Raw genomic sequence first — 17,753 nt, forward strand, 5'->3', positions numbered from 1 at the left:
TAGTCTGTTTTTCGGACACCGACATCACTTAATGTCTGTTTTGAGCGACCACATCATCGATGTGTCTGTTTTGGGACGACACACAACTAGTTTCCGTTTCGGGCAGCCACATAATTCAAGGTGCCCGCCAAAGTTGCCGCTGCGGGATCGTCCAGTGGATGACTGCCTCCCTCTTCGACGGGCACACAAGGAAAATCAAATGGGCTCACGCCTTCCAGGCACGCCACGTTCACACTGACTTGCGCGGGGTCTGATCGCCGACGATGGTGGGTATAGATACCGCAGCGAGAGCAGAAATAGTGTTCAGCGGTCATCGTATTGAACTGATAGCGCGTCAGCCATTGTTCCCCGCTCTGGTAGGTAATATCGTTAAGACCAGCTGTGCACACGACCACGCCTCTCATTCGGCAATACGAACAATTGCAGCGCCTGACCTGCGGCAGGCCCTCGGGAAGTGCGACGGTAAAACGGACTGCACCACAATGACAGGCGCCCTTGATGTTTACAACGCTCAATGCCTTCTCCTTAGAGGGGCCAAGCCCAAATTTCGTCAGGCTATTGTCGATCACAGGTCTTGGGCGATTTAAACTGTTGGTCGATCACGGTTCCTAATCGGTAAGCTTGTTGTCCGTCAATTCTGTTGCTCGTCCATTGTTTTTTTGTGACCCGTTTTTTTGTGGCTTTTTTTGTGGCTTGTTTTTCTTGATCGTTCTTCTCGCCGATCGTGATGCTTGTGAATCGTGTCGCTCATGATTCATGCTCCAGGCGTATCGTTTTGATCGACGGGCGCCGGCCACGCCCGGCAAATTCTGGGAAGGCGTGGCCGGCTAATACCCGATAGAAAAGATCAGTCAAGCAGACTGCGCAGAACATATTGCATAATCCCACCATGGCGATAATAGGAAGCCTCGCTAGGCGTATCAATGCGAACAATCGCGTCGAACTCGATGTCATCGGCCTGCACACGAACCGTTGCCGGAGTGATACCTTGATTGAGCGTCACGACACCGGTAATGTCAAAGTGTTCTTTTCCGGTCAAGCCAAGCGTGGCTGCGTCCTGCCCTTCTGGGTATTGCAGTGGCAGCACGCCCATGCCCAACAGATTCGAGCGGTGAATGCGCTCATAGGACTCGGCGATGACCGCCCGCACCCCAAGCAACACAGTACCCTTTGCCGCCCAGTCGCGCGATGAACCCGAACCATATTCCTTGCCCGCAAGAATGACCAGAGGTATGCCTTTGCTGATATAGGACCGTGATGCCTCGAAAATCGTCGTCACCGGTTCGTCGCTGCGTGTAAAGTCTTTGGTAAAGCCGCCTTCGGTGCCCGGTGCGAGGCGATTGCGTAGTCGCACGTTGGCAAAGGTGCCGCGTATCATGACTTCATGGTTTCCGCGCCGCGATCCGTAGGAGTTGAAATCCTTCGGTTCAACACCGTGTTCAGTCAGATAGGCTGCGGCCGGAGACGTTCTGGCAATGGAGCCGGCCGGACTAATATGGTCGGTTGTGACCGAATCGCCAAGCATGGCCAGAACACGGGCCCCCTGTATGTCCGAGACCGGTTCGGGCTCGCGTCCCATGTTGTCGAAATACGGCGGCTTGCGCGCGTAAGTAGACGATTCGTTCCATTCAAAGCGCTCGCCTTCAGGCGTAGACAAAGCACGCCAGCGTTCGTCACCCGCAAAGACATCGGCATAGCCGCCCGTGTACATGTCGGACATGATTGCGCTGTCTACGACTTCCTGCACTTGTGCCGCTGATGGCCAGATATCCCGCAAGTAAACGTTTTCCCCGTCGCTGCCCTGCCCCAGCGGTTCGTTAAAAAGGTCAATATCCATAGTGCCTGCCAGCGCATAAGCGACCACCAGCGGCGGCGACATCAGGTAGTTCATCTTGACTTCCGCATGAATGCGGCCTTCAAAGTTCCGATTACCCGACAACACGGACACCACCGACAAATCGTTGTCATTTATCGCCTGGCTCACTTCCGGAATCAGCGGGCCGGAATTACCGATGCACGTTGTGCAGCCGTAGCCCACCAGATTAAATCCCAAAGCATCAAGATAGCGCGTCAAACCTGCACGCTCATAGTAGTCGGTCACCACGCGAGAGCCGGGCGCAAGACTGGTCTTGACCCACGGCTTGCGACTCAGGCCTTTTTCCACAGCCCGCTTGGCCAGCATCGCCGCTGCGATCATCACCGTCGGGTTAGACGTGTTGGTACAGGAAGTAATGGCGGCAATCACAACCGAGCCGTGATCAATATGCCCGCGCTCACCGTTGGCAAACGTAACAGGAATCGGAGCGCGTGCACGGCTATTGTCTTTGGGCGCTTCTTCCACATGATCGGTGGGCGAAGCATTGGCTGATTCGCCCTCTTCATGCGCCGGCGGATCCGAAGCAGGGAACGACTCTTCTACGGTTTTGTCATAGCCATCGGGGTCATTCTCAGGCTCCCCAATGGATGCGGAGAGTGCGCCACGAAAGGACGTTTTGGCGTCTGATAGCGCAATGCGGTCCTGCGGGCGCATGGGTCCAGCGATAGATGGGACCACTTGGGACAGATCCAGTTCCAGTTTTTCTGAATAGCGTGGCTCTGCCTCGGGATCATGCCATAGTCCCTGCGCCTTGGCATAGGCTTCAACCAGTGCAATCTGCTCGGGCGAGCGGCCCGTGAACGCCAGATAACGAAGGGTTTCCGCGTCAATTGGAAAAATAGAGATGGTCGAGCCATATTCCGGGCTCATATTACCGATAGTTGCCCGATTGGCCAGGGGCACAGCAGCGACGCCCGGCCCGTAGAATTCGACGAACTTTCCTACCACGCGGTGCTTGCGCAACATCTCGGTAATGGTCAATACCAAATCGGTCGCGGTCGTGCCTTCCGGCAGCGATCCGGTCAGCTTAAAGCCAACCACACGGGGAATCAGCATGGAAATCGGCTGGCCCAACATGGCCGCCTCGGCTTCGATCCCCCCTACACCCCACGCAACGACGCCCAGGCCGTTTACCATTGGGGTATGAGAATCCGTACCCACACAGGTGTCGGGGTAAGCCACTTTCATACCATCGTCATCGGCATCGGCCGTAAAGACCACGCGCGACAAGTGTTCCAAATTGACCTGATGGACAATGCCGGTTCCGGGCGGCACGACCTTGAAGTCCTGGAACGCCTGCTGGCCCCAGCGCAGAAACTGATAGCGCTCCAGATTGCGCTGATATTCAATTTCGACGTTTTTCTCAAATGAATTGGGCTGTCCAAACACGTCCACAATGACCGAGTGGTCAATGACCAGTTCTACCGGCGCCAGCGGATTGATGCGGGCAGGGTCTCCGCCCAGCGCATGCATCGCCTCGCGCATGGCGGCCAAGTCGACTACCGCAGGAACACCCGTAAAGTCCTGCAGCACCACGCGGGCCGGTGTAAACGCGATTTCACGATCGGGCTGTGCATCGGGATCCCAGGCGGCAAGCGCGCGGATGTCTGCGGCGGTAATGTCTTTGCCGTTCTCCGTGCGCAGCAGATTTTCCAGCAGAATTTTCAGGCCATAGGGAAGCGAGGCAACATCCAGTCCTTCATCCTTTAGCGCGTCAAGCCGGTAAATCCGATAGGAATCTTCTCCCACTTCCAGTACGCTGCGAGCTCCAAAACTGTCCATACTTTTCATGACGCTTCTCTCCTTGTTCATAAATTTTCCAGGCCTGCTAATAATGTTGCGACCCGTCTCGCCAATAAATGCCGTTAATGTCTGCCGCGCGCGGGTAGCCGCATGAAGATGCCCAATTCGTACTCACGCCCGCCCAAAAAACGCACACGGTCCGGATCATGGCAAGTGCATCCCAATTGGCCGCCATGGCTGGCGACAGGTCAGGCCCAGGGCTACCGCCTTCAAACACGACTGTGAACGCATTGCACAAAACAACAATCGCAATATCCTGTTTGTGGCCATGAAAAATGAACTGAGTGGTACGCTTTCCCTTGGTAAATCCACTAAACCGATAGGTCCTGCCGCAACGAAAGCGCTTGAATGTCCTGCTGAATGACGTACGCAATACAGGCGCCCCTGATGCCGGCGCTCCATACAGGAATCATGCCATAACTTGGTGAGGTATACAAACCAGTCTGTCACTTGTCGCATTATGCATACTGGTTTTGGCTTGCCGGCCGGCTCGGGCCAACCCGAAGATAGTGGCAAGCCCATGATTGTGATAAAGACGGGCTTTCTATCCCGCCGGCTGCCCATCATGCTTATTACAGATAGCATTGGGCCGGTGATTCATAATCAGATCTATGGGGACATAGCGGGAGGGCAAATATTACAGCGCTGATTTTATGCCGTTTGGCATGTCACTTTGCGTGCATCGGCACGCCAAACGGCCCCTCCCACTGCTCGTTCTGCCAGGCGCATTGTGGAAAGAAAAAAGTGACCAGGACAGAACGCTAAGGTGTCATATTCATATGCGTTAGCGGGCGGCGTATAGCGATTATTCCCAGACGACCAGCAATTTGTCCTGTCGGAAAGGATGCGTCATGGTCCGGCTGTAAATACCATAAGTCGCATACAAGTTCTCGCGGGTCAGCACGCGGTCAGGCGCGTCGCAGGCCACCAGTTCCCCGTCCGCCAGCAATGCGATGCGATCACAATACTGGGCGGCCAGGTTGATATCATGGACGATCACCATCACACCCACTTTATCCTTGTGCGCCAGGTTAGAGACGATACGAAAAAACTCGTGCTGGTGCTTCGGATCCAGCGCCGACGTGGGCTCGTCCATCAACAGATAACGGGTCTCTTGGTCATCACGCTTGGCCAGCAGTTGTACCAGTACCCTGGCAAATTGCACGCGCTGCTTTTCGCCACCGGAAAGCGTCGTCCACGATCGATCCAGCAAATCCTGTACACCGGCCGTATCCGCCACCTGCTGCAGCAATGCGCTTGCTTGTGCGGGGTCCAGTTCCGGATACGGATACAGCCCCATCTGAATAATTTCTTCGATACCAAGGTCAAATGTCAGGCCGCTGCCCTGGGGCAAGACTGCGCGCTGGCGCGCCTGTTCCCGGCTCGATTGCAATGTTGCGTCCCGGCCATTGATAAAAACTATGCCGCTGTCGTGCGTGCCGGCATCCTGGCTTTCCTGCGCCAGAAGGGATAACAGGGTCGACTTACCGGCGCCATTGGCGCCAAGCAATGCAAGCACTTCGCCGCGTCTGATTTCAATAGAGATATTGCGCAACACCTGGCGTCGTCCGCGAGTCGCACATAGGTCCGTACCGCGCATGCATTGTTCCATGGCGGTCATCGCATATTCCTTTTTACCAGTAACCACAGAAAGAACGGCCCGCCAATCAGACTGGTCACCAGGCCAATAGGCAACTCTGCTGGAATAACCACGACCCGCGCCAGCCAATCGGCCAACACCAGGGCCAGGGCGCCCCCGGCCATCGAGGCCGATAGCAGATGCCGGTGGTTTGCACCCATGATCATACGCAGGCAATGTGGCACGACCAGTCCCACGAAGCCGATACCGCCGGTGACTGCGACCAGCGGTCCCACCAGAAGCGCAATGCCGACGATCAGCCGACGGCGCAGGTGCTTCATGGAGAACCCAAGATGCAATACTTCGCGCTCACCGAGCAGCAACGCATTGAGCGCACGCCATTCCCGGCACAACAACAAACAAATCAGTATCACCCACGGACCGAGCGCGCCGATCGTACGCCAGTTGGCAGACGCCAGGCTGCCCATGCCCCAGAAAGTGAGATCGCGCAGTTGCGTATCGGTGGCAATATAAGTGAGCAAACCGATCAGGCTGCCGGAAATCGCATTGATGGCGATACCGGCCAGCAACAATCCGGCAACGCCGGCATAGCGCCGTCCCACCAGATACGCCATCCAGGTGCTCAGCAGGCTGCCAGCAAAAGCAGCAAAGGATATGACCCAGAAGCCTGCTGCGGTGAGCACAATGGCCGAAACGGCACCCAGCGCCGCACCGGCAGATACCCCGATCAGACCTGGTTCGGCCAGCGGATTGCGAAACAGCGCCTGCATGACAACGCCCGAGAGCGCCAATGCCGCACCCGTGATAATGCCAAAAACAACGCGCGGCAATCGGATGTCCAGAAAAACCTGGCGCAGCAATTGCGTTTCATCGCCCTGCCCGCCCGTGAGCACCGGCCACCATTGATGGATCGGAATAACCACGGCGCCGCTCACGCTACCAAGAATCACTGCCCCAAGCAGTACCAGCAGCAGAATGACAAAGGATTTTCTGACCCTGCCCCCGCCCGGCGCAGCGTTAATTTGCATGACCGGCGGCAGCCTTCAATTGGGAAATCGCGACACTGACCCTGGGCCCCAGACCCAGCGCCAGCAAATCGTCCATGACGACAATGCGATTGTTTTTGACGGCGGGTGTAAAGGCAATGGCAGGGTCTGATTTGAATTTATCCATGCCGCCAGCCGCTTCAAGCGAGCCGCTGGTCACGATAATCATTTCCGGCTTCAGCGACAGCAGGCTTTCGGCCGATACAGGCTTGTAACCGCGTTGCGCTTTAAGCACATTGTCCAGACCGGCCATTTCCATGATCGCGCTGGCCGTGGTGTCGCCGCCGGCCATCAGCTTGGCGCCCGTGCGGTTAATGATCAGCACGGTACGCAGACTGTCACTGGTGCCAGCCTGCGCCTGCTTGACCTTGGCCTGGATATCGGTAGCGAGCAACTTGCCTTTTTCCGGAACGCCCAGTGCCTGGGCAATTTGTTCGATGCGTTCATACAGGGATTCGATCGTCGGTTTATCGGAGACGGTGATCACCTCTACCCCTACCGAGCGAACTTTTTCCAGCGAAGCCGCCGGGCCGGCATTTTCAGATGCGATCACAAGATCCGGCTTTAGCGAGAGTACACCTTCGGCAGGCACCGCGCGATAATAGCCGACACGCGGCAATTTGGTTGCCGCCTCGGGATATAGACTGGACTGGTCGTCGGCGACCAGTTTGTCTTGCATGCCCAAGTCGTAAATGATTTCTGTCACCGTTCCGCCAAGAGAGACGATACGTTGGGCCTGCTGCGCGCTGGCGCCGCCACAGAAAAAACTGACGACAGCCAGCACGGCCAGGCAACGGGCGATGGCAATTTTTTTCATCGATTCATTCCGTTTTGAAGATACGGCAGTGCCATCACGCGGCCAACGGTTGCTTGCACAGCGACTCCAGCAGTTCACGCCACTGCCTGATTTCAGGCACACCCGGCTTGCGGGCACCGAAGAACTGGACGATCTGCTCACCGTCTTGTGTAAACCCCTCCAGCGAGGTCACCCAGCCATCTTCTGTCGGCTTGTTCACAATCCATGTGCTGTGAATGGCCGTCGTATTCAGATGCAGGTTGAATTTTGGATCCAGGATATTGAACCAGGGACCGGTACGCATGAGCTTTTTTATCGGGCCCGAGTGAATCTGGATAATACCTTTGTTGCCGACAAAGCACATGATAGCCAGGTCGGTTTGCGCCGCTTTATTCAACATGACTTCGATCGCCTCGTTGTCTACGCGTTGCGCCAGGTCCTGCCCGGCATTTTCCAGCACCTGCAAACGTGGCAGATTCCATTTTTTCAGCAGTCCGGCAAAATCGTGGGTATCTGTCATGGCCAGCCAATCTTTGCGCAACGATTCTGGCACTTCGCTGGCATAGGTTTTAGGCTCGGCCGGCGTGTTGTCAACCGGGGCCGGTTCCTGAGCGACGGCTCGGAATTTTTCTATCAGCGCATCATATGCTGCCATATCCGATTTATCGGTGCAATACACCTTGTGCAGCGCCATGCCTGCTTTATCGAAAAACTGGACGCTTTTGCGACCGTTTTGCGTCACGGCCCAGGTATATTTCCAGCTCGAGAAAAATACGCGCAGGTCAATATCGGCACCCAGTACCAGGCCGACAGGACCATTGCCTACCTTGACCGATTCATAACGGCCATGGCGTTCGTGGACACACCATTCGTTGCGTGTCAGCAGCATGACTTCGCCCAGCGTTTGCAGTTCCTTGAAAATGGTCTGGGGCGTGCCTTCGAGCAGGATGGCTTCAATATCGCCACACTGCGCCGCAACCAGTTCCATTTCACTCACGCCCAGCTGTTGTGCGGCATTGCGTATGCGCATCTTGGGCTCATCCTGCAATAAGGCATCGTAACGGGCTTTCAAATCATTGCTCTGTATCATGAATCTCTCTCTTATAATAGCTAAACGGTTTTGACCGGGCGATCTTGCGACGGCCCGGCCAGTCTTTAAATTATGGTCGGTCAATACTGATAGCTGACTGACACTCGTACATAACGGCCGGCTTCCGAATAATAGTCTACCGGACGAGGGATAGCGTTAGGACCTGCAGTGGGCACGCTAAGCGCATTCCAATACTTCTTGTCGAACAGATTGACCACGCTGAGCTGGAACTTGACGCCTTTTAAGCTGGCTGGGGCCCACCAGCCGTGTACATCAAGCGTACCATAACCGGGCGCCCGAAAATCAGCATTCGGGGCCTCTTCGGTGGCCTCGCGATACTCCACTTTATCGCGCTTGTTTGCCAGTGTCCATACGGTTTCGGCCCCCCACTGCTGCGTCTTATAGCCCAGCGCCAGCGTGCCTTTGAGCGGAGCCACCGAGTTCAGATGCTGGCCCGTTTCCAGATCCTTGCCTACTGTCCATGCAACAGTAGCACGGGTATACAGATTCTCGTTGATGTTCCAGTAACCCAAGGCTTCGGCACCATAGATACGGACGCGATCACGATTGGCATAGGTGAAGACACCATTGGGATACAGACCCTGCTGCATCAGGGCATAGAACGGAGAATCGGGACCGACGGGAACATCGTTCTCAATGAAATCCTTGTAGCGTGTCTCAAAGATATTCAAAGAACCGCCGACAACCTGCCCCCTGGCCTGAAAGCCCAGCTCCCAGCCGCGGCTGCGCTCAGGCTTCAAATTGGGATCGCCCTTGCGCATGTAGTTGGCCGGCGACCCATACTGCAGGAAGAGTTCTGGCGCAGTTGGCGCCCGATAGCCATATCCGTAGCGGGCGGTGAAACGATACACATCTGAAGCGTTCCAGGCAAACTCAAGCGATGGAGAAACCTGATTACCGCTGCGATTTAGCAGTTCACTTTCATAGCCGTTCTCGTTAGATGCAAAACTGCCACCGGTCCTGGGTTTGCGCGACCACCCGTCGTAACGGAGTGCCGGCGTCAGTTCAAACTGGCCGTCATTCCATATAAAGCCGTGGCTGGCGAACAAGGACCAGTCGCGACTGTTCACTTTGGGCGTATCTCCCTGGTTGGAATGCAGGAAGTCGCAGGTGCGCGGGCCGAAAGGCGCAGCCAGGCCCGGTGGGATTTCCGGGCAGTTGTCAAATCCTGCTGAATATTGCTCATAAGTATCGTTTGCAAAGGTGCCGGCTACGGTCCAGTGGCCTCGCAATGCAGCATCTCCCCAATAACCGCCCGCGCTCAGATTGGCGCCCCAGCCTTTTTGCTCGATACTGTTATTGCGCTCGTAGGGCCCGTAGGGATATCCGTATCGATATGGATTTCCCGGTATTATTTCAGAACGCGGATCAAACACTTTATTGCGGATGGCATTCTGATTCTGCTCCAGCCGGGTCTTGCTCCAGTACAACTGGACGCCGGCCTCATCCAGCGCCGAATAAGCCTGCGTTGCCTTGTAGTTGTAATCTGCCCAGATTCGATCGCGCTTCATCCTCTCGGTGAGGTCATTATTGCCGATTGCAAAGGTACTTGTATTCTGGTCATGCATCTGCTCAATATCGCGATCCAGCCTGAAGGAGCTTGCCCCCAGACCAAGCGTGTGGCCAGGCGCCAGTTCGTGCTCAAGCCGCAGGCCCACATTTTTGCTGGTGTAATCGGCCGGATTCATCTTGGTGCGCGTGCGGCCGTAACCGCCGATATCTCCACCGTTTTTTCTTTCGCTGCCGGTACTGATGCCGTATTGAATCAGCATTTTGGTGGAAGCGCCCAGCCGAGCCGCGAAGGCCATATCGCCGCCAACACTGTTATCGAGCCCGTCGTGCGTGCCCTTGACCAACAAACCGATGTCCTTGCCGTCGGTCAATAGATCGTCCGGACGCAGGCCACGCAGAATCACGGTGCCGGTCAGACCGGAGGAATCGCCTGCGCCAGCGCCACGCACTACATCGACAGAGGAAAGCGTGTTGAAGTTAAAGGTCTCCAGACCGCCCTTGACATCGCGGCTGCCGTCATCCAGCCAGGGTAGCGGGATGCCGTCTTCCTGGATGCGGACCCGATTACCATCCAGACCACGCATATTGACGCTGCTATTGCTTCGGTTGAAATCCAGACCGGGAACCAGCCGTCCGAGATCGGTCCAGTTCTGAATTTGTTTATCCGCAATTTCGGCTGCTGTGGTGGTAGTTTCCCAGCTCGCGGCCGCAGGCTCGGCGTGGGCATGTACCTCGCCCAATCGTGGAACGGACCCGGTTGATGAGACGCTGGGGTTTGTGCTGTCGGTGGCGGTCTGTCCCTGGGCGACACCCACGCCGCAAAGCAAGGATGCGAGCAGTGTCAGGCGGAAGTGTGAGATATAGACGTGTTTCATAGTTGCAGAAAAAATTTAGGGGACTTCGCATAGCCGGATACCAGCGCGAGGCCATCTTCCGTTTGAACAAAAAACGGGCAAACGGGAGATACATGTTGAAATAACTGAAAACGAAGAATACTATGAATGAGAGTAATTATCAATCACATTAGCATTCATTGACGACAAACGCGCGATTGGGCCCACAGCGGCTGAGGTGTTCATTGAGAATGGTAAGGACGGCTGGGAATGGGCTGGGAATAGGCCGGAGGCTGCCCGTGTTGGAACACGGGCTTCGGATCAAGAACGAATCTTTTAAAGCGAAACGGGTTCGGCAGAAACAACAATGCCATCGGCATCGCTATAAAGATACTGGCCCGGCACAAACGTCATGTTGCCGAAGGTAACCGGTACGTCAATCAGGCCAAGGCTGTTTTTACCGCTCTTGCGCGGGTTGGTGCCCAGGGCCTTCACGCAAAAATCCATGGCGTCAATCTGTTCGCTGTCGCGGATCGCACCATACACGATTACACCAGACCAGCCGTTATCCAGCGCCAGTTTGGCGATCATATCGCCCACCACGGCGCAATGCAGAGAGGCGGCCGCGTCCACGACCAGCACATCCCCCTTTCCTGGCTCGGATAACACCTGACGGATAAAAGTATTGTCTTCGAAGACTTTTACCGTGCGGATTTTGCCTGCCATGGCGCGGCGGCGCCCAAACGATCTGAACTGGGTATCGCATGACGGCAGCGACGGATACTGATCCATGATATCGCAGGTGATCAGCGCGGCAAGGGGTGATACAGACATGGCAAACTCCCGTGGAGGTGATGGAAATAGCCATTGTTATACCAGATCGGCACGACAAAAAACATCGGTTTTCATAGCATGTCCGCTTTTACGCCCTGGCTGCTGTCCAGTGCTGGCCAGGGCCGCAGTCCCAGCGCTGCTACGCTCGCCTAATGGCCTGAATAAAGCGTCTCGGTCCCGACAGGGACAGCGGGCGTCGCTGAGCCTGCTGGCCCGCCCTGCCGCGCCCGCGTTGGCCTAGCAGACTGCCATGCCGGATCGGTAGCCACGGACGCAGTTGTGGAAACGGACTTGAGCGCCGGCCCGGCGCCCAGCTCTTGCAGCAGTGCCTGATATTGCGGATTTTGTCGCAACGTTTGTCTGCCAGCCTCGATAAGCGCGTCCACACTCTTGCGGTTAACGGTAAACAGTGTGGGAATGCGCAGCAGATCCCGACGCGGCACCACCAGCCCCGAAGGGGCATCGCGCAGGCTGACCGGCACAACGTGCAACTGCGCATCGGGCGTCAGCAGCGCCTGTAACCGGGGATTGAGCGATTTTTTTAACGATGCCCACTGCGTGCCAGCGTCTTCCACCATTTGCATGGTCTGCTTAGTCACACGACCGGACGTGCTGAACATGATCGTGTCAAAGACATCGAACAGCGTGGGCACACTTGCGCTTTTATCAATATTCACACTGGGATCGCGTTCGGCATTGACCACCATAAACACCACTTTTTTAACCGTACCCTGGCCAATGCGACCACGACGTAATTGGCCGACCCCGAGCGTGACGCGATCCATGAGCCCGCGCACGCCCAGATTGTCCGACAGCCCGCCGTCCACTAAATGAATATAGGGCCGCTGGCTGCTATCGAGGTAACTCAAAACGTCTTCCCGGTACGCGCGCACTCGGTAATCGCCCTGCAGCCGCGCGACCTCAGCACGTTTGTTCAACGCGTAGTCGCATTGTCCGGCATAATTTTTCAGGGTCAATGGCGACAGCACCATCGGCACGGCAGCCGACGAGGCCACAGCAAACGAGAGCGGTACCTTGCGGATATCGGTGCACATGGTCGCCAACTGGTCGGGAGAAAATTCAAAACTTGTGCCCTGGGATAAATCGGTCGCCAGTACTATGAGGTCTGCATGCGGATGGCGGTACAGGTCTTCATAGGTTTTGCCGTCATACAGTGCATCCAGCTTCTGCGCCAGCACATGGCCACGGCCAAGCGTGGGCGAGACCGCTGCGGCAAAATTCTGCGGACTCAAAATGGCAGACACCAGGCTCTGCTGGAAGTCCTTGTACAGATAATCCTGCTTGAAAGCGGGGAAGGTTTTGCTGCCATTGAGTGCGTAATAGGCGGCAATAATACTGCCGCCTGAAACGCCGCGCACCACGTCCACCTGGCTTAGTAAGGTTTGGGTCTGCCCGTTCCACCGGATTTGCGTATCGGCCAGCTCCTTGAGTACACCATATCCGAATGCCGCGGCCCGCGCACCGCCGCCGGAAATACTAAGCACAAAGACAAAAGACGGATCGGTCCGTTCATTGAGCCGTCCGCTATCGACGCCGGTATCGATCGTGCCTGGTGGCAGCGGCGGATTTTGCCACGGCGCCAGGGACGAACATGCCGCAAGCAACGACAGCAGAAAAATGATGAACAGTGTGTGAATCCGCATGGCGATCTACTTATGTGTGATTGTCCAACCCGACACCATCATGCCCATTCCGACAAGCGCCAGCAGCAGCCCGGCCCATTCGAGTCCCGATAGCGAACTGCGATCCACCAGATTTAACCACAGCACGGACACCACAACATAAACTGCACCATAAGCCGCATAAACACGACCGGTAGCCACCGGATGCAGGGTCAGCAGCCAAGCAAACAAGACAAGGGTTACCAGGGACGCGGCCAGCACCCACCAGCTACCGTCACGCCGCAGCCAGAAATAGAACAGGTAGCAACCGCCGATTTCTGCAATCGCGGTAAGCGTAAAGAGAAAGAAAACCCGCAGCACAGCGCGCCCCTGATGAAATGGAAACTGTGCTGATCATACCGCGTATTGTACTGTTGCGTCTAAGCCATGGCGTGGCTGCTGGATAAGCGCCTGGCAGCCAGGCATAACGCAAAAGACACAGGCTGGCGCGGCTACCCTATTTGATCACGCCGCACACCATACGTCCGCCCCCGCCGCCGAGCTCCTTGGGATGATCCGAATAATTGTCCCCACCTTCATGGATCATGAGCGCATGCTCTTGCACGTCGGACAGGTCTTTGAGCCGAGGCGCCAGTACCGGGTAAGTGGAGGTGCCGTCAGCGGCAACCACCAGGCCGGGCAGATCGCCCAGATGTCCCTGTTCGCTGTAAGGTCCTTCATGCTTGCCGCTCTTGTCGGGGTCAAGGTGACCGCCGGCTGCCTGCGCAGGCACCGTTTTGCCGTCTTTTTCAGCAGCATCACAACTGGGATTTTCGTGCACATGAAAGCCATGCACACCAGGGCTAAGCCCCTTGAGATCCGGCGTGAAAAGCAGGCCGAAAGGCGTCTCGCTGACGGTCACCTCCCCCACCGCCTCACCGCTTCCCGACTCGGTCGCCTCATTCATGGTCACTTTCAGTTCAGCGGCGACCGCGCCAGTCACCATTCCTGCACTCAACACACCTGCCAGCAACAGTTTTTCCAGTCTCATGACGTACTCCTTGAATGAAAACAACAAAGTAAAAGGCTACCATCCAAAACGCCGCGATCAAATCAATGTTTCAATTGCTAATAACTGGATGCGAATCTGTCATGAACGCCGGTGCCGCGGCAACATGAAGGCAGCCCAACGGATTAGCCAATTGGCGAGCCGGTGCAAATGGTTCGCTTATGCAAAGGCGCACTCATACAAACGTTTATTGAGACAAAGCATTTACTGACGCAAAAGGACTACTGACGTCAAACGTGCACCAATACGAGACAGGTACAGACGTAAAGCCGTAAGGGACGCAAAGGCCGAACATCTGCGAGGCCGTCCGGGATGCAAAGAATGCACTGGCACCATCGATCTGCAAATGCCTATGGTTTACTTGCCGCGTACTTTCATCTTGCGCGGGCGCGGCAGGAAACGCCAGAAAATAGCGGCGGATATAAATCCGAAGCCGCCGGTCAACATAATGCCCGCTCCCAGCGAGACCAGCGCGGTCATGCCGGACAACAGGAAGGGACCGGCACTAGTGCCGACATCGCTGATCAGCCGCCAAAGCCCCAGAAATTCGGTGCGTCCATGATCGGGCGAGGCATCCGCGCCCAGCGTCATATTGATTCCCGAGCCAAATCCGTTGCCCAGTCCCATCAGCATGGCGACCACGATAAACGAAAACACTGTCATGGTAAAAGGCATGATCACAAACGAAATACCCATAATCAGTGTGCACGGCAAGGCAACCCATAGCCGCCCCCATTCGTCCATAATCTTGCCGGCAGGATAGAACATGAGCATATCGACGGCTGAGGACAAGCCGAATACAATCGATGTCGCAGTCGGGCTCAGGCCGATATAATCGGCCCACAAGGGAATCACAATCTGTCTTGCAGAGCGCATGGCGCTGATCAGCAATACGGCCAGACCCAGTGACATGAAGACACTCGCATGTTCACGTGCAATACGCATCATGCGGGGCTGCGCCGAAGACACATTCTGGGTTGTAGGCTTCACCTTCAGGTCAGGCATGAAGTATGTCAGCACCCAGGATGCCAACAAAGCGACCACGCCCACCCAGTAGGCGCCAGACAATCCGACAAAATGCATCACTGCGGCACCAGCGAACGGCCCGGCAAACATGCCGATACGGTTCACCCCGCCAAGAACGGACAACGCCCTGGCCCGCATGTAAAAAGGCACGGCCTCAATCATATAGGTTTGCCTGGCCAGAAAGAAGACCGAAGTTGAAATGCCTATCAGCAACGTTGCCAACGCCAGTAACAGCACATGACCCGCAAAAATACACAGCAGTACGGCCACGATCGTGATGGCCGAAGCGCACAACAGCGCGCGACGCTCACCAATGCGCGACGTGATCAGGGCAGCAGGAATATTGGCCAATAGCGAGCCCAGACCGATCAGTGCAATAATCAGCCCGGCCAGCGCAGGCGTTGCACCCAGATCGCGGGCGCTCAATGCAATCACAGGAAGAATCGCGCCGTTGGCAAATCCGAAAAGCAGCGCCGGGCCATATGCGGGTACGGCGATGCTTTTTAAACTGAAACTGCTGTCTGCCATGGGGCTGTCCTTGCTCAAGCGGGATAATGTCCAGTCATTTTAACCGCCGTGTTCACAGGGACAGCGGCGCAGCACATTACGTTCTTTTATTACTTTTTTATCAAGCTCGTCAGTCATTCAACACCTTTCGTGCGACAAAACAGAAATTTTATAATTGCAAGAAACACGACAATATTCGAGTAGGTAAAAAGACTATATACGAGTGGGCAATAAAAAAGCCGCTTTCTTACGAAGCGGCTAAATTACTCTTTCTACAAGCGTTTCCTAGTGGGCTAGAACAATCGCGCACCCAGAAAAACTATGCGCAAATAAACTCCGTCGGGCTGCAACGCATGAGCACTCTGCATCATGGCAGGCGTGATTGCCTTGAAGTGGCGCCCAAGATACGGGGCGGCGATGGTTTGATATGAGGCGGCGCTGGTATCTGGCTTGTCGGTGTTCCCAAAACAATCGCGCAACGGTTGCAGCAGTACGCTGATCTCGGCATCGATACATTTGTTCTGCCCGGTTACCCATATCAGGAAGAAGCCATCTGCTTTGCCGAACTAGTGTTCCCACGAATCGGAAAAGCGCCGGTGACATTGCAGGGTCAGCCACAGAGGTTCCCTTCGAATTGCATATTTCGTCACGCGAAAAGTTCGAACCCTGTCGTTGACGCAATTTAAAATCGTCTCTTACACTTGGACGCTTAGTTCCCACTCTGGTCACGCCGAGTATGAATAACGACATATTGCATTCGCAATTGCGCAAACAACAAAAAAGTCTGAATTTAAGGAGACAACACTCATGAGAATCCAAGCAGAATTACGTCGCGGTTTCGCATGCACTTTTGCTGTTTTCGCAGCTTTATTCTGCAACGCTTCCGCGGCTGAAGATTTTCCTGCCCGCCCGGTCACTTTTGTTGTGGGCTATAGCCCAGGAGGAGCCATTGATCAGTCTGCACGGCTACTCGCGCAAGCGCTATCGAAACGTTGGGGGCAGTCCGTTATTGTAGATAACCGCCCGGGCGCTAACGGTACAATCGCTGCCAACCTCGTCGCGCATGCCAAGCCGGATGGCTACACCATTCTTGTAACCGCCACCAGCCATAACCTGAACAAATTCGTCAACAAAGATTTGCGGTACGACGTTGAGACATCTTTCACACCCATAGCGATGACCGTTGACGTCAATAATATATTGGTAGTGAACGCGAACTCCCCCTATCAAAAACTCGACCCACTGATAGAGGCCATAAAAGAAGCACCCGAAAACTTTAGCTACGCCTCGCAGGGCATCGGTGGTATCCCCCATTTGGCGGGTGAAATATTCCAGTTGAAAACAGGGACCAAAATTATGCATGTACCCTACAAGGGGGCTTCGCAGGGTTTGACAGACTTGATCGGTGGAGTCGTAGATATGTCAATGCCGTCGACCGGCAGCGTCATGAGTTTCCTTAAGCAGGGAAAATTGCGAGCCTTGGCTGTTGCCTCGAATGAGCGTCTGGAACAGTTGCCGGACGTTCCGACTTTCGCCGAAAGTGGCATACCCGATTTTATCGTCAGTACATGGCACGGTCTCCTGGCCCCGGCACACACACCGTCAGAAGTTGTCTCCAGGATAAACAATGACGTAAATGAGATTATTCAAACTGACGAGTTTAAAAAGGCTCTGCTCGCCCAAGGTAGCGTCGCAGCAAAACCATTAACGCCAACGCAGTTTGCTGAAAAATTGGCCTTCGAACTCGAAACCTACGGTGAAGTTGCCACGGCAATAAATCTTGGTGGTCAGCAATGAAAAATAACGTGTCCTCTGACAATCGACGGCCTCCATTCGACTTTTTCTCCAGTCCCGGTCGGAGCCAGGCATTTTTATTGGTTTAGTTATTCCCGAGTGTCGCTCGAAAACCCTATCCATCTGCAATGGTTAACGACCTCTGAGGTCTCGTCGCCAAGCCAGAACGGCATGCTTCACCGTGTATAAATAGTGAAACAGGCCGTCCACAAGTGCCGTATTTTCGTTTCTTGACTGCACTATCATTCCGCCCAGCGAAATATTCATTTTGTCGCGTAGCCTACGCTAAATAGTTAACGATAGAATGACATGCAACACTTTCTC

Annotated in this window: 14 protein-coding genes; 2 read left to right on the plus strand and 12 right to left on the minus strand. The window is 55.2% G+C overall.

Features of this window, described 5'->3' with window-relative positions:
* Nucleotides 1-86: 86 nt before the first annotated feature.
* The 12 genes from CAP48_RS16115 to CAP48_RS16180 all read right to left on the minus strand — a co-directional run bounded on the left by CAP48_RS16115 (nt 87) and on the right by CAP48_RS16180 (nt 15,656).
* Nucleotides 87-515 carry a GFA family protein gene (locus CAP48_RS16115; RefSeq protein ID WP_100698500.1) on the minus strand — a complete coding sequence of 143 codons (429 nt, stop codon included), beginning with the start codon at nt 513-515 and terminating at the stop codon, nt 87-89.
* Between the two features lie 332 nt (nt 516-847).
* Complete coding sequence (locus tag CAP48_RS16120) at nt 848-3,667, minus strand: aconitate hydratase (RefSeq protein WP_100698502.1); 2,820 nt, start codon at nt 3,665-3,667, stop codon at nt 848-850.
* A gap of 817 nt (nt 3,668-4,484) precedes the next feature.
* Nucleotides 4,485-5,300, minus strand: coding sequence for a heme ABC transporter ATP-binding protein (locus CAP48_RS16135; protein WP_242444524.1), 816 nt, complete (start codon nt 5,298-5,300; stop codon nt 4,485-4,487).
* Entirely contained in the window at nt 5,297-6,307 is a 1,011-nt protein-coding gene (locus tag CAP48_RS16140; protein WP_100698508.1) for an iron ABC transporter permease, read from the minus strand. The genes CAP48_RS16135 and CAP48_RS16140 overlap by 4 nt, the downstream gene beginning before the upstream one ends.
* The gene (locus tag CAP48_RS16145) at nt 6,297-7,142 is read right to left on the minus strand and encodes a hemin ABC transporter substrate-binding protein (protein WP_192871347.1); all 846 of its coding nucleotides are present in this window, start codon (nt 7,140-7,142) and stop codon (nt 6,297-6,299) included. The genes CAP48_RS16140 and CAP48_RS16145 overlap by 11 nt, the downstream gene beginning before the upstream one ends.
* Before the next feature lie 34 nt (nt 7,143-7,176).
* Nucleotides 7,177-8,229: a hemin-degrading factor gene (locus tag CAP48_RS16150; RefSeq protein ID WP_369806368.1), complete on the minus strand. Its 1,053-nt coding sequence runs from the start codon at nt 8,227-8,229 to the stop codon at nt 7,177-7,179.
* A 62-nt stretch (nt 8,230-8,291) separates the two neighbouring features.
* Nucleotides 8,292-10,619, minus strand: a complete 2,328-nt coding sequence (locus CAP48_RS16155; RefSeq protein WP_100698514.1) for a TonB-dependent hemoglobin/transferrin/lactoferrin family receptor — start codon at nt 10,617-10,619, stop codon at nt 8,292-8,294.
* Between the two features lie 294 nt (nt 10,620-10,913).
* The gene (gene rraA, locus CAP48_RS16160) at nt 10,914-11,411 is read right to left on the minus strand and encodes a ribonuclease E activity regulator RraA (RefSeq protein WP_100698516.1); all 498 of its coding nucleotides are present in this window, start codon (nt 11,409-11,411) and stop codon (nt 10,914-10,916) included.
* Nucleotides 11,412-11,560: 149 nt separating this feature from the next.
* A complete protein-coding gene (locus CAP48_RS16165) occupies nt 11,561-13,075 on the minus strand; it encodes a patatin-like phospholipase family protein (RefSeq protein ID WP_100698518.1) in 1,515 nt (504 codons plus the stop codon).
* A gap of 6 nt (nt 13,076-13,081) precedes the next feature.
* On the minus strand, nt 13,082-13,414 hold the full coding sequence (locus CAP48_RS16170; RefSeq protein WP_100698520.1) for a YnfA family protein: 333 nt from the start codon (nt 13,412-13,414) through the stop codon (nt 13,082-13,084).
* Between the two features lie 136 nt (nt 13,415-13,550).
* A complete protein-coding gene (sodC, locus tag CAP48_RS16175; RefSeq protein WP_100698522.1) occupies nt 13,551-14,084 on the minus strand; it encodes a superoxide dismutase family protein in 534 nt (177 codons plus the stop codon).
* Nucleotides 14,085-14,459: 375 nt separating this feature from the next.
* A complete protein-coding gene (locus CAP48_RS16180; RefSeq protein ID WP_100698524.1) occupies nt 14,460-15,656 on the minus strand; it encodes an MFS transporter in 1,197 nt (398 codons plus the stop codon).
* Between the two features lie 26 nt (nt 15,657-15,682).
* Between CAP48_RS16180 and CAP48_RS16185 the strand changes: the two genes are divergently transcribed.
* Both CAP48_RS16185 and CAP48_RS16190 read left to right on the plus strand, forming a co-directional pair.
* Nucleotides 15,683-16,066, plus strand: a complete 384-nt coding sequence (locus CAP48_RS16185) for a hypothetical protein (RefSeq protein ID WP_100698526.1) — start codon at nt 15,683-15,685, stop codon at nt 16,064-16,066.
* A gap of 376 nt (nt 16,067-16,442) precedes the next feature.
* Complete coding sequence (locus CAP48_RS16190) at nt 16,443-17,432, plus strand: tripartite tricarboxylate transporter substrate binding protein (RefSeq protein ID WP_100698528.1); 990 nt, start codon at nt 16,443-16,445, stop codon at nt 17,430-17,432.
* The last annotated feature ends 321 nt before the right edge of the window (nt 17,433-17,753 follow it).

The organism is Advenella sp. S44, from assembly GCF_002810445.1.
Classification (GTDB): Bacteria; Pseudomonadota; Gammaproteobacteria; order Burkholderiales; family Burkholderiaceae_B; genus Advenella.

Excerpts from the sequence above, each read along its gene's own strand:
- rraA (WP_100698516.1), bottom strand. The coding sequence starts at position 11,411 with ATGTCTGTATCACCCCTTGCCGCGCTGATCACCTGCGATATCATGGAT.
- CAP48_RS16185 (WP_100698526.1), top strand. The coding sequence starts at position 15,683 with ATGTCCAGTCATTTTAACCGCCGTGTTCACAGGGACAGCGGCGCAGCA.
- CAP48_RS16120 (WP_100698502.1), bottom strand. The coding sequence starts at position 3,667 with ATGAAAAGTATGGACAGTTTTGGAGCTCGCAGCGTACTGGAAGTGGGA.
- CAP48_RS16165 (WP_100698518.1), bottom strand. The coding sequence starts at position 13,075 with ATGCGGATTCACACACTGTTCATCATTTTTCTGCTGTCGTTGCTTGCG.
- CAP48_RS16180 (WP_100698524.1), bottom strand. The coding sequence starts at position 15,656 with ATGGCAGACAGCAGTTTCAGTTTAAAAAGCATCGCCGTACCCGCATAT.
- CAP48_RS16155 (WP_100698514.1), bottom strand. The coding sequence starts at position 10,619 with ATGAAACACGTCTATATCTCACACTTCCGCCTGACACTGCTCGCATCC.
- sodC (WP_100698522.1), bottom strand. The coding sequence starts at position 14,084 with ATGAGACTGGAAAAACTGTTGCTGGCAGGTGTGTTGAGTGCAGGAATG.
- CAP48_RS16145 (WP_192871347.1), bottom strand. The coding sequence starts at position 7,142 with ATGAAAAAAATTGCCATCGCCCGTTGCCTGGCCGTGCTGGCTGTCGTC.
- CAP48_RS16135 (WP_242444524.1), bottom strand. The coding sequence starts at position 5,300 with ATGACCGCCATGGAACAATGCATGCGCGGTACGGACCTATGTGCGACT.
- CAP48_RS16190 (WP_100698528.1), top strand. The coding sequence starts at position 16,443 with ATGAGAATCCAAGCAGAATTACGTCGCGGTTTCGCATGCACTTTTGCT.
- CAP48_RS16140 (WP_100698508.1), bottom strand. The coding sequence starts at position 6,307 with ATGCAAATTAACGCTGCGCCGGGCGGGGGCAGGGTCAGAAAATCCTTT.